The sequence below is a fragment of the Streptomyces sp. NPDC047525 genome (genome assembly GCF_040643025.1).
Taxonomy (GTDB): Bacteria; Actinomycetota; Actinomycetes; order Streptomycetales; family Streptomycetaceae; genus Streptomyces; species Streptomyces durmitorensis.
Genome location: NZ_JBEYTL010000017.1, coordinates 35,035 through 46,862, shown reverse-complemented (window position 1 = coordinate 46,862; position 11,828 = coordinate 35,035). Strand labels below are relative to the sequence as shown.

Below are 11,828 nucleotides of genomic sequence, written 5' to 3'. Positions count from 1 at the left end.
GCAGCGGGGATTAGCCCATCTCCTCCAGGGTCTTGCCCTTCGTCTCCTTGACGAACTTCATGACGAAGGGGATCGAGAGCACGGCGAAGGCGCCGTAGATGATGTACGAGCCGGTCAGGCTCCACTCGGACATGCTCGGGAACGTCTTGGTGATCGCGAAGTTGGCGAGCCACTGGGCCGACGCGGCCACACCGAGTGCGGCGGCGCGGATCCGGTTCGGGAAGATCTCGCCGAGAAGGACCCAGACCACCACGCCCCAGGAGAGGGCGAAGAAGAGCACGAAGAAGTTGGCGGCGATGATCGCCGTCAGGCCCTGCGCGTTCGGCAGCGTGACGTTGTCACCGGAGCCGGTGCGGTACGAGAACGCCCAGGCGCAGGTGAAGAGCGCGAGCGCCATGCCGGCGGAGCCGATGATCGCCAGCGGCTTGCGGCCGATGCGGTCGACGAAGATCATCGCGATGACCGTGCCGATGATGTTCACGATCGACGTCTCGAACGAGTACAGGAACGAGCTGCTCGGGTCCTTGCCGACCGACTGCCACAGCTGGTTCGAGTAGTAGAAGATCACGTTGATGCCGACGAGCTGCTGGAACACCGAGAGGCCGATGCCGATCCAGACGATCGGCAGGAAGCCGACCTTGCCGAGCAGGTCCTTGAACGAGGACTTGTGCTCGCGGCGCATGCCCTCCTCGATCTCGGCGACGCGCGCGTCCAGGTCGATCTTGGTGCCCTCGACCTCGCCGAGCACCTTCTTCGCCTCGACGTCACGGCCGACGGAGATCAGGAAGCGCGGCGACTCGGGGATGACGAAGGAGAGCACGCCGTACAGGACGGCCGGGATGACCATGACGCCGAGCATCAGCTGCCAGGCCTCCAGGCCCATCAGCTTGCCGCGCTGGTCGTCGTCCGCCAGCTTCAGGATGCCGTAGTTGACCAGCTGGGAGACGGCGATGCCGATGACGATCGCGGCCTGCTGGAAGGAGGCGAGACGGCCTCGGTACGCGGGCGGTGCGACCTCGGCGATGTAGGCAGGGCCGATGACGGAGGCCATGCCGATGCCGATGCCGCCGATGAAGCGCCACATCGTCAGGTCCCACGCCGCGAACGGCAGGGCGGAACCGACGGCGCTCGCCGCGAAGAGGACGGCGGCGATCTGCATGCAGCGGATGCGGCCGATGCGGTCGGCGATGCGCCCGGCGATCGCCGCGCCGAGGGCGCAGCCGAGCAGCGCGGTCGCGATGATCCAGCCGAGCATGTTCGCGTCGACGTCGAAGCGGTGCTGGATGGCGACGGTCGCGCCGTTGATCACGGAGCTGTCATAGCCGAAGAGGAAGCCGCCCATGGCGGCGGCCGCCGTGATGAAGATGACGTGGCCGAGATGGTCCGGCCTGGCCTCTCTGCCTTCGGGCTGCGGCGCCTTCGTTGTGCTGGTCACATGGACTCCTCGGGCCACCGGCAACATCGCCGGGGGTGGGGGTGAGCACTTCAAGTGGCGCACAACTTCACGCCGCCCACCACCTGAAGGTAAAAGCAACGTTGCAGAGACTATGCCTTCAAGTTTCGAAGTCAATACCTGGGTTCCTGTGAATTTTAGGGACACCTGGGGTCGACTTCGTTCAAGTGTTGAACTTATGAAGGTGAACGTGTGGAGGGCTAGCGAAGCCGCTGGCTGATCACCTTCGAGACGCCGTCGCCCTGCATCGAGACGCCGTACAGCGCGTCCGCGACCTCCATCGTCCGCTTCTGGTGCGTGATCACGATGAGCTGCGAGGCCTCCTGCAGCTCCTCCATGATGCGGATGAGCCGCTGCAGGTTGGTGTCGTCGAGCGCGGCCTCGACCTCGTCCATCACATAGAAGGGACTCGGCCGTGCCTTGAAGATCGAAACGAGCAGCGCGACGGCCGTCAGGGACCGCTCACCGCCGGAGAGCAGCGAGAGCCGCTTGACCTTCTTGCCGGGCGGGCGCGCCTCGACGTCGACTCCCGTGGCGAGCATGTTGTCGGGGTCGGTCAGGATGAGCCGCCCCTCACCGCCCGGGAAGAGCCGCGAGAAGACGCCCTCGAACTCACGGGCCGTGTCCCGGTAGGCCTCGGTGAAGACCTGCTCGACGCGCTCGTCGACCTCCTTCACCACTTGCAGGAGGTCGGCCCGCGTCTTCTTCAGGTCCTCGAGCTGCTCGCTCAGGAACTTGTGGCGCTCCTCCAGCGCGGCGAACTCCTCGAGGGCCAGCGGGTTCACCTTCCCGAGCTGCTGGTACGCCCGTTCGGCTGACCTCAGCCGCTTCTCCTGCTCACCGCGGACGTACGGCACGGGCCTGTTGCGCGGGTGCTCCGGGTCTTCGGGGAGCTCCTCGCCCTCGGCCGCGGGGGATGGCGGCACGAGCTGGTCGGGGCCGTAGTCGGAGACGAGTCCTGCCGGTTCCACACCGAGTTCCTCCAGTGCCTTGGACTCCAGCTGCTCGATCCGCAGCCGCTTCTCGGCACCGAGTACCTCGCCGCGGTGGACTGAATCCGTCAGTTTGTCGAGCTCCGCCTTGAGGTCACGCCCCTGGCTCCGCTCGGCGGTGAGATCCCGCTCCCGCACCTCCTTGGCGCGCTCGGCGGCGGCACGTTCCTCCTGGGCCCGCACGAGGGAGACCTCGACGTGCGCGAGCAGCTGCCGCGCACCACGGGCGACGGCCTCGGCGACCGCGGCCTCGTGCCGCATCCGGGCCTTGCGCTGCTCGGCACGCGCGCGTGCCTCGCGTTCGGCGCGCGCGGCCCGGTCGAGCGAGTCGGCCCGTCCCGCGAGCCCCTTGACCCGCTCCTCGTGCGTACGCACCTGGAGCCTGGCCTCCATCTCGGTCTGCCGGGCATTGGCACCGTCGGCGGCGAGCCGGTCGCGCACAGCGGTGTCGGGCTCCTCCTCCACCGGCGCCTCCTCCGCCACGGCGAGCCGCTCGGCCAACTCCTCGGCGTCCTCGACCGCTTTGTCCAGCGCCTCCTGCGCCTTGGCCGCGGCGGCCGCACTGCGCTCGGCCTCGCCCGCGGCGCCACGTGCCTGCCCGGCGAGCGCGCCGAGCTGCTGCGCCACGGATGACTTCTCCCGGTCGGCGGCGCGCCTGCGCTCCCCCAACTCCTCGACGAGCGCGACGACTTCCTTGCGCTGTTCGCCCGCCACCTGCTGGGAGCGCGCCAACTCGTCGCACAGTTCGGCCAGTTGCTCGAGCTCGGCCGCCGCCTCGTCGACGGAAGCCTGCACTTCGAGGAGGCTCGGCGCCCCGGCGGACCCGCCCTGCGCGAAGTGCGCCCCGAGCAGGTCTCCCTCGGTGGTGACCGCGGTGAGCTCCGGGTGGGCGTATACGAAGTCCTCGGCGTCCTCAAGAGTGCCGACGGCGACCATCCCCCGCAGCAGCCGCCGCACAGCGGGCATCAACTCCGCGGGCCCGCGCACCAGTTCGGCGACCAGGGGCGGCCCTTCGGCACCTTCCGGCCGTACGTCACGGGAGTCGGCGCCCGATGCCTCCGGCGCGCTCGCGAGGAGCAGCGCGGCACGCCCCGCGTCCTGCTTGCGCAGCAGCCGGATGGCCTCCGCCGCCGATGCCGGTGTGGTCACCGCGATCGCGTCCGCCGCCGCACCGAACGCCGCCGCGACGGCGACCTCGTACCCCGGAGTGATCGAGAGCAGCTCGGCCGCGGGACCGAGCAGCCCCGTGAGGCGGTCCTTGGCGGCCAGCAGCGCCCCCGTACCGTCCTTGCGGCGCAGGCCGAGCGCGAGCGCCTCGTGCCGGGCGGCGACCGCGGCCCGCTTGCGCTCGGCGGCGGTCGCCGCCTCCCGTGCCGCGGTCAGCGCGCCCTCGGCCTCCGTGAGGGAACGCTTCGCCTCGTCGTGCCGCTCGCCGAGCTCCGCGTCACCGGCGTCGAGCCCGTCGACCTCGGCCTTCAGCTGCTCGTACTCCTCCTGGGCGGCGACCGCGCGCTCCCCCGCCTCGTCGCGCGCCACGGCGAGCCGGTCGATCTCGGCCTGTGCGGAGCCCGCCCGCGAACGCGCCGCGTTGACCTGGCCGTTCAGCCGCGCGAGCCCTTCACGCCGGTCGGCGATGGCCCGCGCCACGTCCTTGAGGCGGCGCTCCTCGACCGCGAGCTCCCGCTCCAGATCGGCACGGTGGCCGATGGTGTCCTCCAGGGCATGCTCGGCCGCTTCGAGGGCGGCTTCCAGCTCCGCCTCCTGCTCACGGATCCGCGCGGCCTCGCGCTCCATGTCCTCGGGGTCGCGGCCGCGCCGCTCCTCCGGGGGCGCGGCGGTCGCGCTCTTGACCCGGGCGTCGGCAAGGGACACCGTGCCGCGCACCCGCTCGGCCAGCTGCGACAGCTCGTACCACGTCTGCTGCGCCCGCTGGAGCCGTGGAGTCAGGCGGCGCACCTCGTCCTCCAGCTCCGCCTCCCGCTGGAGCGCCTTCTTCAGCTCGGCCTCGGCGCTGTCCTTGCGCTGCTTGAGCGCGGCCTCGTCGGCGACCTCGGTCCGCAGCGCGTCCCGCAGGCGGACGAGATCGTCGGCGAGCAGCCGGAGGCGGGCATCGCGCAGATCGGCCTGGATGACGGCGGCCCTGCGCGCCACGGCGGCCTGCCGGCCAAGGGGCTTGAGCTGACGCCGCAGTTCGTCGGTCAGGTCCTGGACGCGCGCGAGGTTGGCCTGCATCGCGTCGAGCTTGCGCAGCGCCTTCTCTTTGCGCTTGCGGTGCTTGAGGACGCCCGCGGCCTCCTCGATGAAGGCGCGGCGCCCCATGGGGTCGGCGTGCAGGACTCCGTCGAGCTGGCCCTGCCCGACGATGACGTGCATCTCGCGGCCGATGCCGGAGTCGGAGAGCAGTTCCTGGATGTCGAGCAGCCGGCAGGTGTCCCCGTTGATCTGGTACTCGCTGCCGCCGTTGCGGAACATGATCCGCGTGATGGTGACTTCGGCGTACTCGATGGGGAGGGCGCCGTCGGAGTTGTCGATGGTGAGGGACACCTCGGCACGGCCGAGCGGTGGGCGCCCGGTGGTGCCGGCGAAGATGACGTCCTCCATCTTGCCGCCGCGCAGCGACTTGGCGCCCTGCTCGCCCATGACCCAGGACAGCGCGTCCACGACATTGGACTTGCCGGAGCCGTTCGGTCCGACGACGCAGGTGATGCCCGGCTCGAACTTCAGCGTCGTGGCCGACGCGAAGGATTTGAAACCGCGCAGTGTCAGGGCCTTGAGGTGCACGCCGCCGGACTCTACCTTTCACTGACCGTTTCACCCAGGAAGATGCAGGGCACATCAGCTGTAAAGGAAACAGATTACGGGGGCGGCAAGAAAGAAGGGACGCCGAAGCGTCCCTTGCAGATCTGGACAAGCGGCTGACATGGTCAGCCCGACCACGTGCGTGAAGAGGCAGCTCACACGGCGAAAAGAGCGCGACGCTGAATGATCGTTACGCAAGCCCTGCGAGAAAAGCGCCTTTACTCATGATGGCAGTGGTCAGGTGAGCGCAGGCTCCGCCTGGGGTACGTCGATGCTCTCCAGGAGCGATTCGTGAGAAGCGGCAGCCGCGAGCGCGTCGTTCTCGGCCTGGATCTTCACAAGCTCAGATTCCAGGTCCTGGACGCGTTGCTGGAGCCGTCGCATCTCGGCGAGAAGTCGCGGGTCGGAACCGCCGACGTAACCGAGAAGCGCCTTTGCCATGATGGATGGTCCTCCACAATGAGTGACCGACCGAAGCGGTGTGGGTCGTGAGGGAATCGCACCCGCGGTGCTTGGCACTCGTTGTTCGTGCTGGGTCTTGCTGGCCGTTCTCACATGCCAAACAGCTAAGGTGCGCGGGGCTTCCAGAGTCTCACCAAAAAGTTTGACGGTCAACACGATCACGCCCCGTATTGGCGGGCAACCCGGGGGCTTGCGGCCGTGGAAACGGCGGCGCTGCCTCTGCTGCGGGGCCCTGGGGGCGTGTCGATCATCCTGCACTTGGGAGCCTGCCACGACGTGCCGTTCTTGGCAACCACCAGGCGTTTCCTGCCCCGGGCAGTTGCCCTGACCACACCGGAGCGCGTCCGCCCGGCGGCTCTCCGTCAGCGAATCGCGAACGTCTCGTAGATGCCGCGCGGAGTGTCCCAGATCTCAGTGACGCCGTCGACGCGGCCGGGAGTGTCGCCCTCGCGCAGCCAGTCGAGCAGCCCCTGGGCGCCCGAACGCGGACCCTCTGCGACGACTTGCACACGGCCGTCGTCCAGATTGAGAGCAAAACCACTCAGGCCCCCGATCTCCAAGGCCTTGGCCCGCGTGAACCAGCGGAATCCCACGCCTTGCACCTGGCCACGCACCCAGGCCGTGACTCTGACTTCTTCGTTCATGGGTGCACGCTAACCGGCCAATTGCACTCGGAGCACTTCGTCCCCATGCGCCATCGCGTACAGTCCCGACTCGATGAGCCTCACTCGTATGGGTGAGCCACGTTGACCGCCAGGACGAGGAAGGCCAGGAGATGGGACGCCACCGACGCTCCGGCGCAGGGGCAGCCGCCACCGGCCGCGCCACTGGAGTCTCCGACGTGTACGCGGGCGAGCACGCCGGCGTCCCGGAGCCCCGCCCCGCCAACGCTTCGCACCGCCACCGGGGCCGCCGCGCCACACCGGTGCGCACCGGCCTGCTCGGCGTGTCGGCAGCCGTCGCCATGGGCGCGGTGGCCGTCGCGTCCGGCCTGGTCCCGGGCGCCGAGAACTACTCCCTCGGCGGTGGCGGCGACTCGAACAAGGTGCGTGCTGCCACCACCCCCAGCGAGGTGGCGCCCCAGGGCGGCGAGAACGGCACCGCCGACCGCGAGTCGGCCCCGCCGAGCCGCGGCTCCGAGCGCCCCGACGCCCCGACGCCCTCCCCCTCGAAGACCACCGAGAAGCCCTCGGCCGAGCCGTCGAAGAAGCCGTCGACCAAGGCGCCCGCGCCCGAGGCCGACGAGAAGCAGAAGAAGACGACTCCCCCGAGCCCCTCGCGCACCCCCTCCGAGAAGCCGAAGGCCCCGCCGGCCACCGGCTCGAAGTCGCCGTCCACCGAGAGCACGGCCGAGGCCGCGGTGCTCACCCTGGTCAACGCGGAGCGGGCCAAGGTCGGCTGCTCCCCCGTGCGCGCCGACGCCGCGCTGGCCTCGCTCGCCGGAGCGTTCAGCTCGGACATGGCCGAGCGCGACTTCTTCGACCACACCGACCCGGACGGCGCGACCCCGTGGGACCGCGCCGAGAAGGCCGGGATATCGGACCTGGGCGGCGAGAACATCGCCCGCGGCCAGGCGAACGCCCAGTCCGTGATGGACGCCTGGATGAACAGCCCCGGCCACCGGGCCAACATCCTCAACTGCGACTACAAGACCCTGGGCGTCGGTGCGCACTTCGCGCCGGGCGGCCCTTGGTGGACGCAGGACTTCGGCTTCTAGGACACCGGGCCACCGGGTCACCACCGGCCGGTTCACTTACTCTCAGTTAGCGCGACCCATGAGATGGCGCTGTGCGAGAGTATGCTTTCGGCATGGATCCCATCGACCAGGACACGGCGTACGACGTGTTCTCCAAGCAGTGCCCCTCGCGCGGCACCCTGGAGCACGTTACCGGACGCTGGGGAGCGCTCACCCTGGGCGCGCTGTACGACGGCACGTTCCGTTTCAACGAACTGCGCCGCCGGGTCGACGGCGTGAGCGAGAAGATGCTGTCCCAGACCCTGCACGCGCTGGAGCGCGACGGCCTGGTCCACCGCGAGGCACAGCCCACCAACCCGCCGCGCGTGGAGTATCGGCTCACCCCGCTGGGACGGGAGATCACCGACCGCCTGATGAGCCTCATCCACTTCGTGGAGGGCAGGATGGACGGCGTGCTCGAAGCGCGCGAGCGCTACGACAGTGTGGCGGCCGGCGGTCGCTGACAGCGCGGGCAGAAGTAGCTGGAGCGGTTCATCCAGGGCCGCCGGCGCATGGCCGTTCCGCAGCGGCGGCACGGCTCGTCCTCGCGTCCGTAGGCGTCGAGCGACCGCTCGAAGTACCCGGACTCGCCGTTCACGTTCACATACAGGCTGTCGAAGCTGGTGCCGCCGACGGCGAGGGCGGCATTCATCACGTCCCGTACGTGGCCCAGGAGTTGGGCCGTGCGTGGGCGCGTGAACGTGGCGGTGGGCCGCTCGTAGTGCAGCTTCGCCCGCCAAAGGGCCTCGTCCGCGTAGATGTTGCCGACGCCGCTGATCAACGACTGGTCGAGCAGGGCGCGTTTGATCGTCGTACGACGGCGGCGCAGCGCGGCGTGAAAGGCCGCGTCGTCGAACTTCTCGTCCAACGGGTCGCGCGCGATGTGCGCGATGACGTCCGGCAGCCCGTCCGGGGTGTTCTCGTGCAGCGAGAGTCCGCCGAAGGTGCGCTGGTCGACGAAGCGCAGCTCGGTGCCGAGCGCGTCGGCGAAGCGGATCCGGATCCGCAAGTGCTTCTCGTCCGGCGCCTCTTGGGGCTGGACGAGCAGCTGCCCGCTCATGCCGAGATGGGCGAGGATCGAGGTGCCGCTGTCCTCGACGGGCAGCCAGAGATACTTCCCGCGCCGCATCGCCGTACCGACACGGTGGCCCTTGAGCCGGAGCCCGAAGTCGTCACCGCCCGCGACATGCCGCCGCACGGCCCGCGGATGCAGCACCTCGACATCGGCGACGGTGCGCTGAGCCACCCACCGCTCAAGCCCACGCCGGACGACTTCGACCTCGGGCAGCTCGGGCACGGCGATTCACTCCGGGGTAAACGGGTGGGTGGGCGGGAAAAAATGCCGCGAAGCGGCGAAAAGGCTGGTGCCGGCCACCCAAAGGGCGACCGGCACCAACAGTAAAGCGGTTCAGGCAGACGAAGCTTCGGCAGCCCCGTCAACCTCCGCGGCAGCGGGAGCAGCAGCGGTGGCGGCGGCGGAAACCTCCGCCGCCTTGATCCGCTCATCCGCGGCAGCGCGAATCTCGCGCCACGCGGACTCCGCGGCCTGCTGCTCCGCTTCCTTCTTGCTGCGGCCGGTGCCGGTGCCGTACGAGACGCCTCCGACGCGGGCGGCAGCAGTAAAGGTCTTCTCGTGGTCCGGGCCGCTCTCCGTGACGAGGTACTCGGGAACACCGAGGCTCTCGGTCGCGGTGAGCTCCTGGAGGCTGGTTTTCCAGTCCAGGCCCGCGCCCAGGTTCGAGGACTTCTCGATCAGCGGATCGAAGAGCCGGTGCACCAGCTCGCCCGCCGCGTCCAGACCCTGGTCCAGATAGACCGCGCCGATCACCGCTTCAAGGGTGTCGGCGAGGATGGATGCCTTGTCCCGGCCACCCGTGCCCTCTTCGCCCCGGCCGAGCCGGATGAAGAGACCGAGTTCGAGGCCACGACTGACCTCCGCCAACGCACGCGAATTGACCACCGCGGCCCGCAACTTGGCCAGCTGGCCTTCGGGCAGGTCGGGGTGGGTGCGATAGAGCGTGTCCGTGACGACGAGTCCAAGCACCGAGTCCCCGAGGAACTCGAGCCGTTCATTCGTCGGCAGACCGCCGTTCTCGTACGCGTACGAACGGTGGGTCAGTGCACGCACCAGAAGGGCGGACTCGAGTCTATACCCGAGCCGCCCTTCCAAAAGCGTGTGGGACGAGGCCGTGTTTTCCGCCTGCTTCTTGGCGTTTTCCGCCTTGGCGTCATCCGCCATTTTGTGGCTAGACACGGTGCCTCTCACCAGCCGCTCAGACCTCGAGGACCTGGCGCTTGTTGTACGTGCCGCAGCTCGGGCACGCGATGTGCTGCAGCTTCGGCTCCTGGCAACGCTCACACGAAACCAGAGTGGGGACCGCAGCCTTCCACTGCGACCGGCGGTGGCGCGTGTTGCTGCGCGACATCTTCCGCTTCGGAACAGCCACGGCTACTTCTCCTGCTTCTCGTCGACGCCGGCTTCGGCGCCGCTCACGTCGTCCTTCTCGCCGTCCTGGATGGTCCCGGCGAGTCCCTGCAATGCCGCCCAACGAATGTCGACGGCGTCATGGTGATGGTCCGGGTCGTCCGCGAGCCGTGCTCCGCACTGGGAACACAGGCCCGGACAGTCGTCCCGGCACACCGGCTGCATCGGCAGTGCGAGCACTACCGCGTCACGCAGCGCGGGTTCGAGGTCGAACAAGCCGTCCTCGAGATAGAGCCTGTCCTCATCCTCCTCGGCGTCGTCGGCCGGTTCCGCGGTGCGGCTCCGGTCGTCGGCGTCAGGGTACGAGAACATCTCCTGGAAGTCCGCGTCCACCTCAAGCTTCAGCGGCTCCAGACACCTTACGCACTCCCCCTCGGCCGACGCACGGGCGGTGCCTGTGACAAGCACACCTTCCATGACCGACTCAAGACGGATCTCCAGCTCGACCGGAGCACCTGCCGGCACTCCGATGACCCCGTCGATACCGAAGACGTCCGGCGAACCGGGGGCCTCGATGGAACGGGTCAGCCGCTGCAGCGCACCGGGACGCCGACCCAGCTCGTGTGTGTCGAACACGAGTGGGTTTCGGTGGTCAAGGCGAGCACTCAGGGCTTTTCCTGCTTTCGAATCCTGGGAAGTTCAAGGAGGGCCGCCCCCGTCGTGAGCTTCGCTCACTAGCCGGGCAGCCTGGATCGCGGACGTACGCGCGACCGAAGAGCCAGGATACTGGACCATTCGCTCTCGGCCCAATCCGGTCCCGGACAGGCCTCGGGGCAAGGGCTAGCGGCCCTGTTCGTACTGGCGCAGCTGCTCCGCGGTGATCATGCCGGTGTCGAAGAGACTGGTCTCGTCGAGCACCCCGGGGGCCTGCTGCTGGTGCTGCTGCTGCTGCGGGTCCCCGTACCCCTGCTGCTGGGCCGCCTGGTCGTATCCCTGCTGCGGGTAGCCGTACGGATCCTGCTGCTGGTAGCCGTACGGATCCTGCTGGGCGTACTGCTGCTGGTAGGCGTACTGATCCTGCTGCTGGTAGGCGTACGGGTCCGGCTCCTGCTGGGGCGGGGCGTACGGCTGCTGCACGGGGATCTGCGGGGGTGCCTGGGGCGGCTGCGGGGCCTCCGGGGCGGGGGCCGCGGGGGCCGTGGGGTCGGTGAGGCCCGCGAGGTACTCGGCGTCCGTGGTGTGTGCCTGGGACCCGAGGCCCTCGGCAAGGCCCGCGAGGTCGTCGGCGGGCGCACGGCCGTGCAGGGTCTGACGGCCGCGGCCGACCGCCTCCAGGGTCTTGGCCAGGACCGCCTCGAAGGCGCCGAGCTTGGCGTCGACGTACGCGTCCGCGTCCCGGCGCAGCGTCTCGGGGTCCATGCTGCGCTGCGGGGCGTCCTCGTCCTCGTAGCCCTGCTCGTCGAGGCCGGGTCCTGTGCCGAGGAGCTTCTCGCGGCCGCGGCCGACGGAGCCGAGGGTCTTGGTGAGGACGACCTCGAAGTTGGCCAGCTTGCTGTCCACGTAGTCGTCGGCCTCGACTCGGACCTCGTCGGCGGCCTGCCGGGCCTCGGCGAGGATGCGTGCGGCCTCGCCCTGGGAATTGCGGGCGACCTCCGTGTCGGAGATCAGCGAGCCGCGCTCGGCGTGCGCGGTCTCGATGATGCGGTCCGCCTCCTGGCGGGCCTGCTCGACCAGCTGCTCGCGGCCGCCGATGAGCTCCTGGGCCTGGGCGAGGGAGCCGGGCAGCGCCTGGCGCACCTCTTCGAGCATCGACAGGAGATCGGCGCGGTTGACCACGCACGAGGCCGACATGGGCATGGACCGGGCACTGCCGACCGCCTCGACGATCTCGTCGATCTTCTTCTGCACGTCCACCGTGTGCTCGCCACTCTCTACAGCTGGTTTGGAGACGGACGGGACGAC

Annotated in this window: 11 protein-coding genes; 2 read left to right on the top strand and 9 right to left on the bottom strand. The window is 69.4% G+C overall.

The features are described 5' to 3' along the window. Window positions 1-10: 10 nt before the first annotated feature. The 4 genes from ABZ833_RS35745 to ABZ833_RS35730 form a co-directional block, all read right to left on the bottom strand. Window positions 11-1,435 carry a sugar porter family MFS transporter gene (locus ABZ833_RS35745; RefSeq protein ID WP_361055877.1) on the bottom strand — a complete coding sequence of 475 codons (1,425 nt, stop codon included), beginning with the start codon at window positions 1,433-1,435 and terminating at the stop codon, window positions 11-13. A gap of 218 nt (window positions 1,436-1,653) precedes the next feature. Next, on the bottom strand, window positions 1,654-5,226 hold the full coding sequence (gene smc, locus ABZ833_RS35740; RefSeq protein ID WP_361055874.1) for a chromosome segregation protein SMC: 3,573 nt from the start codon (window positions 5,224-5,226) through the stop codon (window positions 1,654-1,656). Window positions 5,227-5,481: 255 nt separating this feature from the next. Continuing rightward, a complete protein-coding gene (locus tag ABZ833_RS35735; protein WP_135333243.1) occupies window positions 5,482-5,685 on the bottom strand; it encodes a hypothetical protein in 204 nt (67 codons plus the stop codon). A 383-nt stretch (window positions 5,686-6,068) separates the two neighbouring features. After that, entirely contained in the window at window positions 6,069-6,350 is a 282-nt protein-coding gene (locus ABZ833_RS35730; RefSeq protein ID WP_361055871.1) for an acylphosphatase, read from the bottom strand. A 131-nt stretch (window positions 6,351-6,481) separates the two neighbouring features. Between ABZ833_RS35730 and ABZ833_RS35725 the strand changes: the two genes are divergently transcribed. After that, window positions 6,482-7,423, top strand: a complete 942-nt coding sequence (locus ABZ833_RS35725; protein ID WP_361056207.1) for a CAP domain-containing protein — start codon at window positions 6,482-6,484, stop codon at window positions 7,421-7,423. 92 nt (window positions 7,424-7,515) lie between these two features. Beyond that, window positions 7,516-7,905 (top strand): helix-turn-helix domain-containing protein, encoded by a 390-nt coding sequence (locus tag ABZ833_RS35720; RefSeq protein ID WP_361055868.1) that lies wholly within the window; start codon window positions 7,516-7,518, stop codon window positions 7,903-7,905. Here ABZ833_RS35720 and mutM read toward each other — a convergent pair. The 5 genes from mutM to ABZ833_RS35695 form a co-directional block, all read right to left on the bottom strand. Beyond that, entirely contained in the window at window positions 7,875-8,738 is an 864-nt protein-coding gene (mutM, locus tag ABZ833_RS35715) for a bifunctional DNA-formamidopyrimidine glycosylase/DNA-(apurinic or apyrimidinic site) lyase (RefSeq protein ID WP_361055865.1), read from the bottom strand. The two genes, ABZ833_RS35720 and mutM, sit on opposite strands and share 31 nt — an antisense overlap. A 111-nt stretch (window positions 8,739-8,849) precedes the next feature. Continuing rightward, the gene (rnc, locus tag ABZ833_RS35710) at window positions 8,850-9,707 is read right to left on the bottom strand and encodes a ribonuclease III (RefSeq protein ID WP_361055861.1); all 858 of its coding nucleotides are present in this window, start codon (window positions 9,705-9,707) and stop codon (window positions 8,850-8,852) included. Window positions 9,708-9,714: 7 nt separating this feature from the next. Then, on the bottom strand, window positions 9,715-9,888 hold the full coding sequence (gene rpmF, locus ABZ833_RS35705; protein ID WP_003965982.1) for a 50S ribosomal protein L32: 174 nt from the start codon (window positions 9,886-9,888) through the stop codon (window positions 9,715-9,717). A gap of 2 nt (window positions 9,889-9,890) precedes the next feature. Next, window positions 9,891-10,535 carry a DUF177 domain-containing protein gene (locus ABZ833_RS35700; protein WP_361056204.1) on the bottom strand — a complete coding sequence of 215 codons (645 nt, stop codon included), beginning with the start codon at window positions 10,533-10,535 and terminating at the stop codon, window positions 9,891-9,893. Between the two features lie 171 nt (window positions 10,536-10,706). Continuing rightward, on the bottom strand, window positions 10,707-11,780 hold the full coding sequence (locus ABZ833_RS35695) for a cell division initiation protein (protein ID WP_361055858.1): 1,074 nt from the start codon (window positions 11,778-11,780) through the stop codon (window positions 10,707-10,709). Between the last annotated feature and the right edge of the window lie 48 nt (window positions 11,781-11,828).

Coding starts and splice junctions, on each gene's coding strand:
- ABZ833_RS35720 (WP_361055868.1), top strand. CDS start 7,516: ATGGATCCCATCGACCAGGACACGGCGTACGACGTGTTCTCCAAGCAG.
- ABZ833_RS35730 (WP_361055871.1), bottom strand. CDS start 6,350: ATGAACGAAGAAGTCAGAGTCACGGCCTGGGTGCGTGGCCAGGTGCAA.
- ABZ833_RS35725 (WP_361056207.1), top strand. CDS start 6,482: ATGGGACGCCACCGACGCTCCGGCGCAGGGGCAGCCGCCACCGGCCGC.
- ABZ833_RS35735 (WP_135333243.1), bottom strand. CDS start 5,685: ATGGCAAAGGCGCTTCTCGGTTACGTCGGCGGTTCCGACCCGCGACTT.